This is a genomic window from Halomonas sp. KAO, from assembly GCF_015595025.1.
In the GTDB taxonomy this organism is placed as follows: Bacteria; Pseudomonadota; Gammaproteobacteria; order Pseudomonadales; family Halomonadaceae; genus Halomonas.
The window spans coordinates 69,800-86,755 of the sequence record NZ_JADNRL010000019.1 but is presented as its reverse complement, the minus strand read 5'-3'; the positions used below and the strand labels follow the sequence as shown (position 1 = coordinate 86,755).

The window sequence follows — 16,956 nt, the reverse complement described above, 5'->3', positions numbered from 1 at the left end:
GTCCGGCATCGACGCTGTCGGGCGCAGCGGTGATAATTGGTCTCCACCTTTCATGCAACGGCGAGGAGAAACACGATGACGATCAATCGCTACGACACCAAGGCACGCATGAGTCGTGCCGTCATCCACAACGGCATCGCCTATCTGTGCGGCCAGGTAGCCGGCCCCGAGGCACGCCATGGCGACATCACCGCACAGACCGAGAGCATGCTGGCCCGTGTGGATGCACTGCTCAAGGAGGTGGGCAGCGATCGCGAGAGCCTGCTGACGGCCACCATCTATCTCAAGGATGGCCATGACTTCGCTGCCATGAACGCGGTGTGGGACGCCTGGGTTCCCGACGGCCATGCCCCGGCACGTACCTGCGTCTGTGCGCCGATGCCGGCCGATGAGCTCAAGGTGGAGATCACCGTTACCGCCGCCGTGGCCTCGATCGACTACAGCTACTGACGGTCCTGGCGCCCGGGTGTCGCCCCTGGCGGGGCGCGCTCCGGCGCGGAGTGATAGCACCTCCCTGCTCGGTAAGATTAACAAAGCTATCGTGCTCTTTTTGACCAAAGTCGAATATTGACGGAGGGATATCCGGCTAGAATGGCGTGGCAATTCTTAATGTCAGACATTCCGGCCGGCTGTGGTCGGGCCCCGACACCGACAGAAGAGAGGCTCCCCCATGCATGCCCTCACCCTGGCGTCCTTCCTGTTCTTCACGGGACTGGTCGCCTTCATCACCTGGCGCATCACGCGCCGTGACGATCACTCAAGCACCAAGGGTTACTTCCTTGCCGGCCGCACCCTGACCTTTCCGCTGATTGCGGGGTCGCTGCTGATGACCAACCTTTCCACCGAGCAGATGGTGGGGCTCAACGGCGCCGCCTTTACCGACGGCCTCAGCGTGATGGCCTGGGAGGTGGTGGCCGTCATCGCACTGGTGGCGCTGGCCCTGTTCTTTCTGCCTCGCTTCCTGAGAAGCGGTATCGCGACGCTACCGCAGCTGCTCGAGATCCGCTTCGACCGTGGCACCCAGCTGATCACCAACATCATCTTCCTGATCGCCTATGCGGTGATCCTGCTGCCCATCATCCTCTACTCGGGGGCCATGGGACTGCAGGGCATGCTCGATCTGCAGGGGCTCACCGGTATCCAGTCGCCCACCGTGCTGCTGTGGCTGACCGTCTGGATCGTGGGCATCATTGGCGCCGTCTATGCGCTGTTCGGCGGCCTGCGCACCGTTGCCGTCTCCGACACCCTCAACGGGGTGGGGCTGCTGATCGGTGGCTTCGTGATCGTCTATTTCGGCCTGCAGGCGGTCAGTGACGGCAGCGGCGTGCTGGAGGGGTGGAACACCCTCAAGGCCAGCGATCCGGAGAAGCTCAACTCCATCGGGGGGGCCGAGCAGCAGGTACCCTTCTTTACCCTGTTTACCGGGGTGTTTCTGATCAATGTCTTCTACTGGACGACCAACCAGCAGATCATCCAGCGCACCTTCGCGGCCAAGAACCTCGCGGAGGGCCAGAAGGGTGTGCTGCTGACCGGGTTCTTCAAGCTGCTGGGGCCACTCTATCTGGTGCTGCCGGGGATCATCGCCTATCACCTCTACGCCGATCAGGGAGTGCGCGCAGACGAGGCCTATGGCCAGCTGGTATTCAACGTGCTGCCGCCGTACCTCACGGGCTTCTTCGCCGCAGTGATGGTGGGTGCCATCCTCTCGTCGTTCAACTCGGCACTCAACAGCACGACCACCATCTTCAGCCTGGGGATCTACAAGGGGGTGCTCAACAAGGAGGCCAGCGAGGAGCAGGTGGTCAGGTCGGGCAAGGTGTTCGGCTGGGTCATGGCCGTAGTGACCATGATCATCGCTCCGTTGCTGGCCGGACAGGAGAGCCTGTTCGGCTATCTGCAGAAGATGAATGCCATCTACTTCATCCCCATTCTGGCGGTGGTGCTGGTGGGGCTGCTTACCCGTCGGGTCCCGCCCATGGCAGCCAAGATCGCGCTGATCGGGGGCTGTCTGCTGATCGCCGCCGGCTACTTCGTGCCGCCCTTCGACAAGCTGCCCGTGATCATGCACGAGTTCCACTTCGTGACCCTGGTCTTTGTGCTGCTGGTGGCGATGATGCTGCTGATCGGCAAGCTGCGCCCACGTGACACCGCCTGGGTGCATGAGGATGTTCAGGCGGTGGACCTGACACCCTGGAAGGGAGCCGTGCCCGTGGGGATCGTGCTGGTGGTGCTGGTGGTGGCGATCTACGCGGCCTTCGCCGGCGTGTAGGACGCATGCCAGCAGCCTTCTGCTGACCATCCTCTGATGCCAGAGACAACGCCGCCTCGCCGAAGCTCGGCGGGGCGGCGTTGCGTCGGTGGGGGCTCAGTCGTCGCTGCCGGGGTAGCGGGTATCCTGAAGACTATCCTTGATCTTCTTGAGGTGGCCGAGGAAGTCCTCGCCGCGACGCAGGGTGACCCCGGTGGCCAGCACATCGATCAGGGCCAGCTGGATCATCCTCGAGGTCATGGGCATGTAGTAATCGGTATCCTCGGGGGTCGCGACCTCCAGGGTCTCGCTGCACTCCCGGGCCAGCGGAGAGCTCGGCGCGGTAATGCCCAGCACCACGGCACCGTTCTCGCGTGCCAGCCTGGCGATGTCGACCAGTTCGCGGGTGCGGCCGGTCCATGAGATGACCACCACCACATCCCCGGTATGGCAGGTGGAGGCCACCATGCGCTGCATCAGCACGTCGATATAGGCAGTGACCGGCAGGTTGAAGCGGAAGAACTTGTGCTGGGCATCCTGGGCCACGGCACCCGAGGCGCCCAGGCCGAAGAAGTGGACCTGTTTGGCCTGGATCAGGAAGTCGACCACGCGCTCGATGCGGGTGACGTCGGTCTGGCGACGAGCCGCGTCCAGGGCGGCGATGGTGGCCCCGAAGATCTTCTGGGTGTAGTCGGCGGCGCTGTCGTCGGGCTCCACCGCCTGGCTTACGTAGGGGGTGCCCCTGGCCAGGCTCTGGGCCAGCTTGATCTTGAAGTCCGGATAGCCCTTGGCGTCGAAGCTGCGGCAGAAGCGATTGACGGTGGGTTCGCTGACGGATGCGGCCTGTGCGAGGGTGGCGATGCTCATGCCGGTAGCGGCCGTCGGGTCGGCGAGAATCACGTCGGCGACCTTGCGTTCGGAGCGGTTGAGTTCCTCGAGGCGCTGTCGGATGCGATCGATCAGGTCGTGACGAGCCATGGGGGGGCAAGCTCTCCGTGCTGGGGCGGCGCGTGGCCGCGAGTTGGCGCGATGGTGGAAAATGTGGTGATTTAACTACATGGTGGTGACTATCCTAGCTCGCCCTCCCGGGGTTAGGCCACAAGGGGTGGCCGGCAAGCCATTTTTATTTGTAAGGTTACTATCGGCGCTTGCTTTTCCTGCGTCTTGTGCGTATTTTTTTTGTAAGTTAACGAAAGGGGGTGGGGATGAGCCAACACAACCGAGCCGGGCAAGCGACTGGAACCGAGATCGATCTGGCGCTGTTCGGCGCTCTCGGCGACCTGGCCCAACGCAAGCTGTTTCCGTCGCTGTTCCACTTGGAGCGTGAAGGGCTGCTGGATCCCGCCACTCGCCTGCTGGGGCTGGCTCGTCAGGAGCATGACCGTGACAGCTTTAGAGCGGTGGTCGAGAAGACGCTGAAGGCCCGCGTCAAGCCGGAGGAGCTCGATCGCAAGGCACTGGAGCGTTTTCTGGCGCGTATCGACTTCCTGCAGCTCGACTTCACCCGCCCCGAGGGTTATGCCGCCATCCATGAATGGCGCCAGGGTGCCGAGCGGCCGATGGTGGTCTATCTCTCGGTGGCCGCCAGGATCTACGGCGATATCTGCCGGCACCTCGAGTCCACCGGCTGCCTCGATGACGAGTCACGCGTGGTGGTCGAGAAGCCGATCGGCTACGACCTGGCCTCTTCTGCCGAGATCAACGACGCCATCGGTGCCGTCTTCCCCGAGTCCCGTATCTATCGCATCGACCACTACCTGGGCAAGGAGACGGTGCAGAACCTGATCGCGCTGCGTTTCGCCAACCCCCTGTTCGGCACCCAGTGGAACCAGAACCATATCTCCCATGTGGAGATCACCGTGGCCGAGCAGGTCGGTATCGAGGGGCGCTGGGGTTACTTCGATGATGCCGGCCAGCTGCGTGACATGGTCCAGAACCACCTGCTGCAGCTGGTCTGCCTGATCGCCATGGATCCACCGGCGAACCTGGATGCCGACGCCATCCGCGATGAGAAGGTCAAGGTGCTCAAGGCACTCAAGCCCTTCACCGACGACATGCTGGGGCGTGACGTGGTGCGCGGCCAGTACATCGCCGGCACCATCGACGGCAAGAGCGTGCCCGGCTACCTCGAGGAGGAGGGCGCCAATACCGAGAGCCACACCGAGTCCTTCGTGGCCATGAAGACCGGCGTGGCCAACTGGCGCTGGGCCGGGGTGCCCTTCTATCTGCGCACCGGCAAGCGCATGCCCGAGAAGCTCTCGCAGATCGTGATCCACTTCCGCCAGCAGCCGCACTATATCTTCGATCCGGATCAGCGCGATCTCGCCGCCAACAAGCTGGTGATCCGCCTGCAGCCCGAGGAGGGCATCGCCCTGGAGGTGCTGACCAAGGACAGCGGCCTGGACAAGGGCATGCGCCTGCGGCGTGGCCCCCTGCACCTGGACTTCAACAGCGCCTTTCCCAAGACGCGTATCCCCGATGCCTATGAGCGTCTGCTGCTGGAGGTGATGAAGGGGCAGCAGTATCTCTTCGTGCGTCGCGATGAGGTGGAGTACGCCTGGCGGTGGTGTGACAGCCTGAACGCCGCCTGGAAGGACCGGGACGAGCCGCCTCGCCGCTATCCGGCTGGCTCCTGGGGCCCGGTAGCGTCCATCGCCATGATCACCCAGGATGGCCGCAGCTGGTATGAAGACTATTGAGGCATCCCGGCCGGCTCCGTATGGCCGCTGTCGACTCTCTCGAGACCGCCATGATCACCCAGGATGGCCGCAGTTGTTGGTATGAGGATTATTGAACATGACGAACGTTTCTCCCCGTGAACGGCTTGCCCGGCAGCTGGCCGAGGCGGTGGCCGAGGCCCTGCGCGCCGACCTCGAGCACCAGGACCACGCCCTGCTGGTGGTCTCCGGTGGCTCGACGCCGGTACCGTTCTTCACGGCGCTGGCCGCCTGCCGGCTACCCTGGGAACGGGTCCAGGTCACCCTGGCCGATGAGCGCTGGGTGGCCGAGAGGGCCGACGACAGCAACGCCCGCCTGGTGCGAGAGCATCTGTTGCGCGGCCCAGCGGCGGCGGCCACCTTCACGCCCCTGACCAGTGACCACTCCACCCCCGAAGAGGGGGCCGAGGTCGTGGCCGAACGCATCGAGGCCCTGGCCTGGCCGGCCAGCGTGGTGATTCTCGGCATGGGGGGCGACGGTCACACCGCCTCGCTGTTTCCCGATAGCCGCGAGCTCGATCTGGCACGGAGCACCGATGCCACCACGGTGGCCGTGCGGACGCCGAGCCAGCCCCAGCCGCGTATCACCCTGAGCGCCGGTCGCCTGCACCAGGCGCGCCGCCATTTTCTGCATATCACCGGTGGTGACAAGCAGGCCGTGCTGGCCCGAGCGCTGGCCGGCGACGACGTCCGTGAGCTACCGATTCGCGCCTTCCTGGCCTGCCCGTTGGCGACCTACTGGGCCCCCTGAGCTTTGGAGATATCTTCATGACCCCCGACAAGCAGCTTCCCTCGACCCGTACCACCGAGCTTGACAGCATCTGCCTCAAGGCAGAGGTCATTCCGGTGCTGGCCATCGAGCGTATCGAGGATGCCGTGCCTCTGGCTCGCGCCCTCTTCGAAGGTGGCCTCTCCGTGCTGGAGGTCACCCTGCGCACCGACTGTGCCCTGGAGGCGATTCGACGCATCAAGGAGGCGCTGCCCCAGGCCAGCATCGGCGTGGGTACCGTGTTGACGCCGGCCCAGTACCGGCAGGCCGAGGAGGTGGGGGCCGACTTCATCGTTACCCCCGGCACCACCGAGGCGCTCTATCGCCATGGCGTGGAGAGCCCGGTACCCATGCTGCCCGGGGTGGCCAGCGTCTCCGAGCTGATGACCGGCTGGCAGTTTGGCTACCGCCGCTTCAAGTTCTTCCCCGCCGAAGCCAGTGGTGGCGTCAAGGCGCTCAAGGCCTTCGCGGGCCCCTTGCCCGAGGCGAGATTCTGCCCCACCGGCGGCATCAATCTGGACAACGCCGGAGACTATCTGGCGCTTGTGAACGTGATGTGCGTGGGGGGCTCCTGGCTGACGCCGAAATCCCTGGTCGAGGCCGAGGACTGGAACGGCATCCGTCAGCTGGCCCGGGAGGTGGCGGAGCGCTACCACCACTGAGGGTTTCATGACCCTGTGCTCTCTCGACAGCCAGTCGCTGTCGCCTTTCACCCGGCCTTCCAAGGCCGGGTTTTTTACCTCGGCTCTATGTCGGTTCGGCCCTATGTCAGCCGCAGCAGCGGCTCGGCCAGCCCGGTCACGCCCACATCGGCCACGAACAGGGCGCCCGCCAGTGGCTGTGCGGCGAGGGCGGCGTCGTCCAGGCTCTCCCGGGCGGTGGTGATATAGAGCCGCTCGAGGTTCTTTCCGGCGAAGACGGGGCAGGAGGGCTGGGTCACCGGGAGCTCGATCTCGGCGACGATATGGCCGTCGTGGTCCAGTCTCACCACCTGGCCGGCGCCCCACAGGGCGAGCCAGAGGTAGCCCTCGGCGTCCACCACTGCGCCGTCGGGATGGCCCGAAGTGCCCGAGACGTCGGCCCAGTGGGTAGGCTCTCCCAGCGGCCAGCCCTCATGATCCAGGGCCCAGCGCATCACCACGCCGGTCACGGTGTCGGTAAACCAGGCAAACTCACCGTCGGGCGAGAAGCAGATGGCGTTGGGGATGGTCAAGCCGGTACGCAGGCGCGTCAGCTCACCCCGATGCAGACGATAGAGGCTGCCGGCACCGGGCTCGGCTTCCTTGCCCATGCTGGAGAGCCACAGGCTGCCGTGGCGGTCGACACGGCCGTCGTTGCTGCGGGTGACGGGATTGTCGGCCTCGAAGTCGAGGAGTTTCTCGACCCTTCCATCATGAGGATCAAAACGGCTGAGGCGGTCCTCGCCCACCAGCAGAAGCTCCCCACCCGCCAGTGGGGCGGCCAGTGAGACCCGATGGTCGAGGGCATGCTGGCCGGTGGCCCCGGTGGAGGGCGCCAGCCAGTGCAGTCGCCGAGCGAGAATATCGCACCAGTAGAGGCGCCCCGTGGCGGCATGCCACTGGGGGCCTTCGCCCAGTTCGCAATGACGCTCCACGGCGAGTTCGGCACGGATACGCGGTGTCATCATGCCTCACCTTCCGCGGCACGCCAGGCCGCCACCAGCGCCTGGGCCTGCTCGCCCACCACTGCCGGACTCTGACCGGGCCGGTAGAGGGCGCTGCCCAGGCCGGCGCCATCGATGCTGGCGGACCGCCAGGCGGCAAAGTTGTCCACGCCGATGCCACCCACCGCATAGAGCCGGGTGCCGGTGGGGAGCACGGCACGCATGGCCTGCATGCCCTCGAGACCCACCTGGGTCGCCGGGAACAGCTTGAGGCCGCTGGCGCCTGCTTCCAGGGCGTTGAAGGCCTCGGAAGGGGTGACGATACCCGGCCAGCTCTGCATGTCGAGACGACGGCTCTCCTCGATGACCGCCGGCCGGCAGTTGGGCGAGACCACGAGTCGACCGCCCGCGGCGAAGACGTCGCGTACCTGGGAAGGCGTCAGCACGGTGCCGGCGCCCACCAGGGCCCGGTCGCCCAGGGCGTCGGCCAGGCGGCGGATGCTCTCCAGCGGGTCGGGGGAGTTGAGAGGCACCTCGAGGGTGGTGATGCCGGCGGCGAGCACCGCCTCACCCACCGCCACCGCCTCGTCGGGGGTGACGCCGCGCAGGATGCCGATCAGGGGCAGGGTCATGGGTCGATCTCCATCAACGGGGATTCAGGCGCCTGAGGCGCGGTTCATGGCGGCCTGGCTCAGGGTGCGATTGGCCAGGCTCAGGCCGGCGAGCACCGCGCTCTCGCCGTCCAGCGTGTGGCTGGTGTGGCCCAGGGTCGAAAGCGCCAGGGCGTAGCGCGCGCAGAGCGAGGCGTTGCCGATCAGGGTGATGTCCCGGGCCGCGGCCGACTCGAGCCTCAGCTCGTCCCGCAGTCCCGCGAGCTCCAGGCCGATGACGAGACCCGACAGACGCGCGGCAAGACGCGCCCCACGGGCCTCGCCGACCGGCAGGCCGTCGTCCAGCAGGTCGCGGGCACGCAGGCCGAAGAGCCTGGCGGTAAAGGCGGCGGGGGCGTCGTTGATCTCGCGTACGGCCGCAATGAACCACTCGCGATTGCCCGGGTCGCTCGGGTCGTCGATACCGGCCGGATGGTCGAGAGAGTGGTGCAGCACCGACTGGCGGGCCAGCAGGTCGTATAGTTCGCCGGTCATGCAGGTGGTGAAGCGGGTGACCGTTCCCTCTTCGAGCCGTGCCCACTTGGCGTGGGTGCCGGGCAGGCAGGCGAGCCCCGTGACAGGAGAGAAGGCCTCCTCTCGCCCATCCCGACCGGCACCGGCACGACAGAGGCCGGCCAGCTGAGTCTCCTCGCCGCGCATCACATCGAAGCCGTGCTGCTGGTCATCGGCTGCCTGGCAGAGCCCCGGCAGCAGGGTGACCTCCAGGCGTGGGTCCTCGAGCGAGGGCCTCACCGCGCCCCGAGACAGATTGTCCAGCCGGGTCGGCACCGGCAGGTAGGCGGCCTCGAGCCAACCCTGGCGGGCCCCGGCCATGCCGCATATCCGCACCGGTACGCGGCCAGTGGGGGGCAGCCAGTCGCCGATCACCCGCTTGAGTTCGGGCTCATAGTCATGGGGTGTCAGCGAGAGCATGCCGCGCCGGGAGCCGGTGCGAGCCAGCACCCTGTTCCGGGCGTCCAGGGCCCAGGCGCGCAGATTGCTCGAGCCCCAGTCGACAGCGACCCAGGCCAGCGACTCGGCCACCGAATGGCTCATGCTCGACCCCCATCGATGATCAGCTCCTGGCCGGTCATCATCCGCGATGCCCGGGAGGCCAGGAACAGGCAGGGACCGATCATGTCTTCCACCGGAATCGGCTCCTTGAGGCACTGCTGAGCCAGACACTCCCGGAGGTCGGCCTCGTTGACCCAGAGCTCCTTCTGACGCCTGGTCATCACCCAGCCGGGGATCAGGCAGTTGACGCGGATGGCATCGGGACCCAGCTCGCGGGCCAGTGCTCGGGTCAGGCCCAGAATGCCGGCCTTGGCGGTGACATAGGCCGGATAGCCGGCAAGGCCCAGGTGCACGCTGTTGGAGGAGAGGTTGATGATCGCGCCGCCGCCTAGCTCGCGCATGTCGGCGGCGACGGCCTGGGCAGTGAAGAACTGCGGCCGCAGGTTGGTGGCGAGGGAGTCATCCCACTCCTCGGCACTCCACTCATCGAGGCGATGACGGGTGTCCCTGGCGGCATTGTTGACCAGCACGCCGATCGGGCCGTGGGCATGACGCGCCTGGGCGATGGCCGCCTGGAGCGCCGTCACGTCACGGATATCACAGGCGATGGCGAGCGGCCGGCTGGCGTACTTCGCCTCCATGGCATCGCAGAACGCTTCGGCATCGTCCAGGTCGACGAAGGCCACCCTGGCGCCCTGGGCCAGGAAGCCCTCGGTCAGGGCCGCGCCGATGCCCGAGCCACCGCCGGTGATGAAGACGCTCTGGTCCTTCAGGTCGCCGAAGGTCAGGTCGTTGAAGCTGAAACTCATAACTCTTCTCTCTCCTGTTCCCTACCATTCGGCGATGGAGCCGTCCTCATGCGTCCACACCGGGTTACGCCAGCGATGGCCGACCTTCGCGCGCTCCTCGACGAAGGCCTCGTCGATCTCCACGCCGAGTCCCGGTCCCTGAGGAATGGCACAGAAGCCCTCCTCGATGGACAGCGCCGACTTGTCGACCAGGTAGTCGAGTACATCGTTGTCGCGGTTGTAATGGATGCCCATGCTCTGCTCCTGGATGAAGGCGTTGTGACACACCGCATCGAGCTGCAGGGAGGCGGCCAGGGTCAGCGGGCCGAGCGGGCAGTGCGGGGCCAGCGCGACATCATGGGCGGAGGCCATGGAGGCAATCTTGAGCCCCTCGCTGATGCCGCCGCAGTGGGAGAGGTCGGGCTGGATGATATCGATCATGCCATCGGCGAGCAGGTCGCGGAATTCGAAGCGGGTGTGCAGCCGCTCGCCGGTCGCCAGGGGATACCCCAGGCCACCGGCGATCTGCTTGAGGCAGGGCAGGTGCTCGGGGGCCACCGGTTCCTCGACGAACATCGGGTGGAAGGGCTCCAGCTCACGCAGCAGCGCCTTGGCCATGGGCCGATGGACCCGGCCATGGAAGTCGATGCCGATGCCCACGTCGGGGCCCACGGCGTCGCGTGCCTCTGCCACGCGTGCCACCGCCTCGTCGACCTTGCGGTGGGAGTCGACGATGGCGAGCTCCGCGGTACCGTTCATCTTGAAGGCGGTAAAGCCCTGTGCGACCAGGGCACGGGCCCCGGCGCCCACGTCACTCGGACGGTCGCCGCCCGTCCAGGCGTACATGCGCATGCGATCGCGCACCGCGCCGCCCAGCAGCTGGTGCACCGGCACCCCCAGGTCGCGGCCCTTGAGGTCCCAGAGCGCCTGGTCGATGCCGGCGATGGCACTCATTAGGATCGGCCCGCCACGGTAGAAGCCGGCGCGATAGAGCGTGTTCCACAGGTGTTCGATGCGGTGCGGGTCCTGGCCGATCAGATAGTCGGCGAGCTCGTGGACGGCGGCCTCCACGGTGGCGGCGCGGCCTTCGATGACCGGCTCGCCCCAGCCGTAGCACCCTTCATCGGTCTCGATCTTGAGGAACAGCCAGCGCGGGGGAACCTGCCAGGTCTTGAGTCGGGTGATCTTCATGGGGAATCCTCGGGAGTGGGATGGGAGTGAGAGGGGGTGGGCACGATGGCCAGGTCGATGGCGGTACGCCGGAGCACCTCACGGGCGGCACTCTCGGCGGCGGCGCCATCACGACGAGTGATGGCCTCCAGTACGCGGCCGTGGCGGGCCAGGCTATCGTCGAGACCCTCGTGCTCACCGGAGACCCGGGCCTGGGAGCTCTGGATCAGGGCAATGATCGAGGGGCGCAGCAGGTGGCCCATCTGGCGCCAGACCAGGTTGTGGCTGGCGCGATAGATGGCGTCGTGGAAGGCCACGTCGTGTTCGGCATGAAGGTCGCGGGCGCCGGGCTTGTCGGCGGTGGCACACATCCCCTGGTAGGCGGCCTCCAGGCGATCGAGATCCGCCGGCTCGGCGGCATCGGCGGCGAGCCGGGCGACGACCGGTTCCGCCGAGTAACGGAAGGCGAAGATCTCGCGAATCAGGGAGGCGTCGAGACTCTCGATGCCGGTCATCCAGTCGCTGACGAGCGGGTCGAGCAGGTGCCAGTCATCGACCATGCGCACCACACTGCCGCGGCCGGCGGTGCGCTCGATCAGCCCGGTGGCGGTGAGACTGGCCAGGGCGTTGCGAACCTGATTGCGACTCACCGCGAAGTGATGGCAAAGGTCCATCTCCTTGGGGAAGTCATCGCCGGGTCGCCAGCGGCCGGCGAACAGCGCCCGGGCCAGCAGGCGAGCCAAGGCTTCGGCGCCTCCCTGGTGGGGGGGGAGGTTGTTCAGGGAGGTCGTGCGGGTCTCGGTCGAGGGGGCTGCCTTGTCGGACATGGCATCGCTCCAGCATGGGCAATGCGTTTAGATTAATAAATGTCTGACATTTTGACAAGCCGACAGGGCAGTCGGCCGGCACCAGGCATGTCACAGCGTGGTAGAGGCCGTGGCAGCCTGGTTCGGTGCCGGTGGTTGGTCGGGGGGGCTAGGGGAGGTGTCGGCCTATGCGCGTAGGCGAATCGTGCACTCCTGATGCAGCGATTCCCGGCAGGCCGCCAGTAGCCGCGCCTGATCGGCGAGTTCGGCGGGGGCATCCGGAGCAGGGCGTTCGCCCAGGGCCCAGGCGGAGAAGGCCTCGACCTGAGCCGGATACTGATCGCCGTAGACCGGCTCGCGGCGGGTGCGGCCCCGTTCGTCGGTGATGACGATCTCGCCAACGCCGCCCTGCTTGTCGGGGCGGAAGGCAGTGGGAAGCAGCAGGCTGCCGTGGCTGCCGATCACCTCGTAGCGGTTGAGCATGGTCTGTTCGAAGCTGGCGCCGAACTCCGCCAGCCGGCCGTCGGCATAGCGCAGCACGCCGTTGACGCTGGTGTCCACGCCGAGCGCCTCGGGTACCCGGCCCACCACCGTGACCGACTCGGGCATGCCGAGCAGGCGGCGAATCACATCCAGTGGATAGCAGCCGACGTCGTGGAGGCTGCCGCCGGCGGCATCGGCGGAGAGGCGGATATTGTCGCTATCCAGGGCCAGGGGAAAGGAGAAGAGTCCGCGCACCTGGCGGACGTCGCCGATCTCGCCGCGCTCGATAAGCTCCCGGACTCTGAGATGCTGAGGGTGATGGCGATACATGTAGCCCTCCATCAGCGCCACCCCGGCCCTGTCGCAGGCCTCCTGCATGGTGCGGGCCTCTGCGGCGTCGAGGGCGGCGGGCTTCTCGCACAGCACATGCTTGCCGTGACGTGCCGCCTCGCACACCCAGCGAGCGTGGAGGTGATTGGGCAGTGGCACATAGACCGCTTCCACATCCGGGTCTTCCAGCAGCTGGCGGAACCCCTCGTGGGCCCGGGGGATGTCGTATTCCGCGGCCACATCACCGGCCTTGCCGCTTTCGCTGGCGATGGCGGTGAGGCGCGCGTTGGACGCGGCCTGGATGGCCGGGATCATCGCCTTGCGGGCGATGCCGGCGGTGCTCAGTATGCCCCACTGTAGCTGGCGCATGTCGGCGTCTCCTTGCGTGATTCGGGGTGCGTGGCAAGTCAGTGCTGCGGGCTCTCGGCATCCAGGCTGATGGTGGTACCCAGCAGATGCTGGGCGCCGGGCACCAGCCACACCGGGTCGAGACGGGTGTTGGCGGCCTCCACGCAGAGGAAGTGGCGACTCACCTCGGCCGGTGTATCGGCGGGCAGAGCGTCATCGCCGGGGTGCCAGACCACCGCCGAGTCGCTGCCCTGGCGAGCGATGCGCAGGCGGCGGTTGCCATCGTCGAGGGTGAGCTCGGCATTGCTGTGGTAGATGCGGTCCAGCGCGCCACGCACGCCGAGTTCGCCCTGCTGCTCCCGCTCGGCGAAGCCGGCCAGCTTGTCGAGATAGCGGGCGCCGGGGAGGCCTTCCAGGCGGCACCCAAAGGCGTCGGTTACCGCCAGATAGGTGTGCAGCGCACCGCTCATCTTCACCGGCGTCTCGCCGGTGTGTTCGGTGATGAGCTCCACATGAAGACGGTTGGCGTTGGCCTGGATCACCGCTCGCGGAGTGAGCTGACTATGCAGGCGTGACTCGGGGGAGAGATGAAGCTCCACGCCCTCTTCATGCTCGTCCACCGCCTCGAGGCGCCACGCCGCCTTGCGCGCCGGCCCATGCAGCGGGCCGGAGCGGTCCGCACTCTCATCGGCCGTGTGCTCGTCGGCAAACCAGGGCCAGCAGAGCGGGATGCCACCGCGGATGGCCCCGGGCGGGTCCTGGGGTGTGGGTGTCACCCATAGCCAGCCGCCGGCCGCCATGCCCTCGGGTGCCTCCGCCGCGTCGGTTGGACGAGCGCCCGCGGCTCGCGCGGTTTCGGGCGCGTTAGGAAGAGCGCCAGCGGCTCGCGCGGCTTCGGGCGCGCTAGAGAGCGGCGACGGGCAATAGTGAAGCACTTGAGCCCCCTGCAGCGAGACGACGAGCTCGCCCCAGGTTTCGTTGGCCAGCCATATATCGCGGCCATGCCATTCGGCACGACGCTGACCGGCGGTATCATCGAGCAGGGTTCGCAGAGTTGCGGGAATCATCGTTTGACCTCTTCCGTCGAGCTATTCGACTTCTTCATTGTGCAGTGCCTCGGCGGCGCCCAGCAGGCCCGGCCATGGCGCCGTGACGACATGGATCGGGATCGCGGCATTGTAGGCATGCATGCGCCCCTTGTCGGCGAAGGCCTCGCGGAAGCGGCTTTCGGGCAGCCAGTCGAGCAGCCGTGGCAGGATGCCACCGCATAGCGTGACACCGCCGCGGGCGCCCAGGGTGAGTGCTGCATCGCCACAGACATCGCCGAGGATCTTCAGGAATCGCAGCAGGGTATCACGGGCGATGGGGTCCTCGTCGGCGGCCGCTGTCACCTGGGCCGGGGTGGAGAACGCGGGCGTGGCGCTCTCCAGTGCGCAGTGGGCGAGGTAGAGGTCGAGCAGCCCCTGGCCACAGAGAACGCGCTCCACCGAGACGCGCCCGTAACGGTGATGGAAGTGGTGAAGCAGCTGTCGTTCCCGCTCATCGGTGGGTGCGTAGGTAATGTGGCCTCCCTCACCCGGCAGCGGGATCCAGGCGTGGCGTCCGGGGAAGAGGGTGGCCACACCGAGGCCGGTGCCGGGGCCGATGACCAGTCGGGCGGCGTGGGGAGTCGCCTCGCCGGACTGGATCTCGACCAGCTCCTCCTCGGCCACATGGGGTACCCCCAGGGCCTGGGCGGTGAAGTCGTTGATCGCCTTGAAGAGGGTGAGCCCGAGCTCGGCCTGGACCGCGGTGCGCGAGAAGACCCAGTGGTTGTTGGTCATCTTGATGCGGTCGTCATGCACCGGGCAGGCGAAGGCCAGGCACGCTTCTCGCGGTGCCTGTGTGCCGGTGGCGCCCACGCGGGCAAGGTAGTCCTGCACCGCTTCCACCAGGCCGGGGTAATCGGCGCAGGGCAGGCTGAGGATATCGTGAGGGGCGACTCCCCCGGGGGTGACCAGCGCGAAACGTGCGTTGGTCCCACCGATGTCACCGATCAGGGCCGGTCGTGTCATCGCAGAGATCCTCAGGCATCCTCATCGTGGATCTGTCCGGCCTGGCGGGCCAGGTCGTCGGCCTCGAAGCCGCCGAAGACCCCGGCTCCCTCCTCGCCGCGCATGGCGAGGTGACGAAAGCCGCTGAACAGCTCGCGGCCCAGCCCCACATGATAGTGGTCCAGCGCGGCGACGCGCTGCTCGCGATCGGCCCAGACATGGGCCTCGACCCTGGTCTCGAGAGTGCCGGCATTGGCATCGAGGCGCACGATATCGCCGTCGCGCAGCTTCGACAGGGGACCGCCGTCCAGCGCCTCGGGGCTGATATGGATGGCCGCCGGCACCTTGCCGGAGGCGCCGGACATGCGTCCGTCGGTGACCAGCGCCACCTTGTGGCCACGGTCCTGAAGCACGCCGAGATAGGGTGTCAGCTTGTGCAGCTCGGGCATGCCATTGGCCTTGGGGCCCTGGAAGCGCACCACGGCGATGACGTCACGGTCGAGCTCGCCGGCCTCGAAGGCGGCCTTGAGCTCGTTCTGGTCCTCGAAGATCTTCACCGGCGCCTCCACCACACGGTGCTCCTCGGCGACCGCCGAGACCTTGATCACGCCGCGCCCCAGGTTGCCGTCGACCACGGTGAGTCCACCGGTGGCGGCGAAGGGCTCTGCCGCGCCGCGCAGCACGTCGCGATCGAGGCTCTCTGTCGGCCCCTCGCGCCAGACCAGCTTGCCCTCCTCGAGGAAGGGCTCCTGGGTGTAGGCGGTGAGATCGGTACCGAACGCCGTGGGGATATCCCCGTGGATCAGACCAGCAGCGAGCAGTTCGCGGAACAGGAAGCTCATGCCGCCGGCGGCCTGGAAGTGATTGATGTCGGCCTGGCCGTTGGGGTAGACCTGCATCAGGCTCGGGGTCACCGCGGAGAGGTCGGTAAAGTCCTCCCAGGTGAGCGTCAGGCCGGCGGCGGCGGCCATGGCCACGAGGTGCAGGGTGTGATTGGTGGAGCCGCCGGAGGCGAGCAGACCGACGATGGCGTTGACGATGGCGCGCTCGTCGATCTGCTTGTAGAAGGGACGGTAGTCGCCGCCGGGTTCGGTGTTGCGGATCGCCTGCTCGGTGGCGAAGCGAGTCAGCGCCTCACGCATCTCGGTGCCGGGATTGACGAAGGAGGTGCCGGGCAGGTGCAGCCCCATCATCTCCATCATCAGCTGGTTGGAGTTGGCGGTGCCGTAGAAGGTGCAGGTGCCGGGGCTGTGGTAGGACGCGGACTCGGCCTCCAGCAGCTCCTCGCGGCTCGCCTTGCCCTCGGCGAACAGCTGGCGAATGCGTGCCTTCTCCTTGTTGGGCAGGCCGCTGGGCATGGGACCCGCGGGGACGAACATGGCCGGCAGGTGGCCGAAGCGTGCCGCGGCGATAAACAGCCCCGGCACGATCTTGTCGCATACGCCGAGGTAGAGCGCGGCGTCGAACATGTTGTGGGAAAGCCCCACGGCGGTGGCCATGGCGATCACGTCCCGGGAGAACAGCGACAGCTCCATGCCTGGCTGGCCCTGGGTGACGCCGTCGCACATGGCGGGCACGCCGCCGGCGAACTGGGCGGTGGAGCCCATGGCGCGTGCCGCGGCCTTGATGGTCTCGGGGAAGGTCTCCAGCGGCTGATGGGCCGAGAGCATGTCGTTGTAGGCCGAGATGATGCCCAGGTTGGCGCTGTTCATCAGCTTCAGGGCGTTCTTGTCTTCGACCCCGCAGGCGGCGAAGCCGTGAGCCAGGTTGCCGCAGGAGAGCTCGCCGCGGTGCACGCCACGCCGATGTTGGTCGGCCATGCGTGCCTCGTAGAGGGCGCGTCGCTCGGAGGAGCGCTGGCGAATGCGGTCGGTGACGGCGGCAACGGTGGCATTGAGGGTCGGTTTGGGGCTGGCCATGGTGCACCTCGGCAGTGACTGTTTGGTAAGTTTACCAAATCAATGTTCGGTACTCGG

General features: G+C 67.0%; 16 protein-coding genes. 5 read left to right on the top strand and 11 right to left on the bottom strand.

Annotated features, from left to right (window positions below; genetic code table 11):
- The first annotated feature begins 75 nt into the window (after window positions 1–75).
- Together IOC61_RS06710 and IOC61_RS06705 are read left to right on the top strand one after the other, a co-directional pair.
- The gene (locus IOC61_RS06710) at window positions 76–450 is read left to right on the top strand and encodes a RidA family protein (protein WP_195688093.1); all 375 of its coding nucleotides are present in this window, start codon (window positions 76–78) and stop codon (window positions 448–450) included.
- A 220-nt stretch (window positions 451–670) separates the two neighbouring features.
- Window positions 671–2,269 carry a solute:sodium symporter family transporter gene (locus tag IOC61_RS06705; protein ID WP_195688092.1) on the top strand — a complete coding sequence of 533 codons (1,599 nt, stop codon included), beginning with the start codon at window positions 671–673 and terminating at the stop codon, window positions 2,267–2,269.
- 96 nt (window positions 2,270–2,365) lie between these two features.
- On the opposite strand, the gene IOC61_RS06700 is transcribed toward IOC61_RS06705, so the two are convergent.
- On the bottom strand, window positions 2,366–3,226 hold the full coding sequence (locus IOC61_RS06700) for a MurR/RpiR family transcriptional regulator (protein WP_195688091.1): 861 nt from the start codon (window positions 3,224–3,226) through the stop codon (window positions 2,366–2,368).
- A gap of 227 nt (window positions 3,227–3,453) precedes the next feature.
- Between IOC61_RS06700 and zwf the strand changes: the two genes are divergently transcribed.
- From zwf to IOC61_RS06685, 3 genes are all read left to right on the top strand, one after another.
- On the top strand, window positions 3,454–4,947 hold the full coding sequence (gene zwf, locus IOC61_RS06695) for a glucose-6-phosphate dehydrogenase (RefSeq protein WP_195688090.1): 1,494 nt from the start codon (window positions 3,454–3,456) through the stop codon (window positions 4,945–4,947).
- Between the two features lie 97 nt (window positions 4,948–5,044).
- Complete coding sequence (pgl, locus tag IOC61_RS06690; protein ID WP_195688089.1) at window positions 5,045–5,716, top strand: 6-phosphogluconolactonase; 672 nt, start codon at window positions 5,045–5,047, stop codon at window positions 5,714–5,716.
- 17 nt (window positions 5,717–5,733) lie between these two features.
- The gene (locus IOC61_RS06685) at window positions 5,734–6,396 is read left to right on the top strand and encodes a bifunctional 4-hydroxy-2-oxoglutarate aldolase/2-dehydro-3-deoxy-phosphogluconate aldolase (RefSeq protein WP_195688088.1); all 663 of its coding nucleotides are present in this window, start codon (window positions 5,734–5,736) and stop codon (window positions 6,394–6,396) included.
- A gap of 101 nt (window positions 6,397–6,497) precedes the next feature.
- Here IOC61_RS06685 and IOC61_RS06680 read toward each other — a convergent pair whose 3' ends face one another.
- The 10 genes from IOC61_RS06680 to edd form a co-directional block, all read right to left on the bottom strand.
- Window positions 6,498–7,382: an SMP-30/gluconolactonase/LRE family protein gene (locus IOC61_RS06680; RefSeq protein WP_195688087.1), complete on the bottom strand. Its 885-nt coding sequence runs from the start codon at window positions 7,380–7,382 to the stop codon at window positions 6,498–6,500.
- Window positions 7,379–7,990 (bottom strand): 2-dehydro-3-deoxy-6-phosphogalactonate aldolase, encoded by a 612-nt coding sequence (locus IOC61_RS06675; RefSeq protein WP_195688086.1) that lies wholly within the window; start codon window positions 7,988–7,990, stop codon window positions 7,379–7,381. Before IOC61_RS06675 ends, IOC61_RS06680 begins: the two co-directional genes overlap by 4 nt.
- 24 nt (window positions 7,991–8,014) lie before the next feature.
- Entirely contained in the window at window positions 8,015–9,064 is a 1,050-nt protein-coding gene (locus IOC61_RS06670) for a 2-dehydro-3-deoxygalactonokinase (RefSeq protein ID WP_195688085.1), read from the bottom strand.
- Entirely contained in the window at window positions 9,061–9,831 is a 771-nt protein-coding gene (locus IOC61_RS06665; protein ID WP_195688084.1) for an SDR family NAD(P)-dependent oxidoreductase, read from the bottom strand. Before IOC61_RS06665 ends, IOC61_RS06670 begins: the two co-directional genes overlap by 4 nt.
- Before the next feature lie 21 nt (window positions 9,832–9,852).
- Window positions 9,853–11,001 carry a galactonate dehydratase gene (gene dgoD / locus IOC61_RS06660; protein ID WP_195688083.1) on the bottom strand — a complete coding sequence of 383 codons (1,149 nt, stop codon included), beginning with the start codon at window positions 10,999–11,001 and terminating at the stop codon, window positions 9,853–9,855.
- Window positions 10,998–11,807 carry a FadR/GntR family transcriptional regulator gene (locus IOC61_RS06655; RefSeq protein WP_195688082.1) on the bottom strand — a complete coding sequence of 270 codons (810 nt, stop codon included), beginning with the start codon at window positions 11,805–11,807 and terminating at the stop codon, window positions 10,998–11,000. The genes dgoD and IOC61_RS06655 overlap by 4 nt, the downstream gene beginning before the upstream one ends.
- Window positions 11,808–11,972: 165 nt before the next feature.
- Window positions 11,973–12,968 (bottom strand): Gfo/Idh/MocA family protein, encoded by a 996-nt coding sequence (locus tag IOC61_RS06650; RefSeq protein ID WP_195688081.1) that lies wholly within the window; start codon window positions 12,966–12,968, stop codon window positions 11,973–11,975.
- A gap of 38 nt (window positions 12,969–13,006) precedes the next feature.
- The gene (locus tag IOC61_RS06645; RefSeq protein WP_195688080.1) at window positions 13,007–14,014 is read right to left on the bottom strand and encodes a D-hexose-6-phosphate mutarotase; all 1,008 of its coding nucleotides are present in this window, start codon (window positions 14,012–14,014) and stop codon (window positions 13,007–13,009) included.
- A 21-nt stretch (window positions 14,015–14,035) separates the two neighbouring features.
- On the bottom strand, window positions 14,036–15,001 hold the full coding sequence (gene glk, locus IOC61_RS06640) for a glucokinase (RefSeq protein WP_195688079.1): 966 nt from the start codon (window positions 14,999–15,001) through the stop codon (window positions 14,036–14,038).
- Window positions 15,002–15,012: 11 nt separating this feature from the next.
- On the bottom strand, window positions 15,013–16,899 hold the full coding sequence (gene edd, locus IOC61_RS06635; RefSeq protein WP_195688078.1) for a phosphogluconate dehydratase: 1,887 nt from the start codon (window positions 16,897–16,899) through the stop codon (window positions 15,013–15,015).
- Window positions 16,900–16,956: the final 57 nt, after the last annotated feature.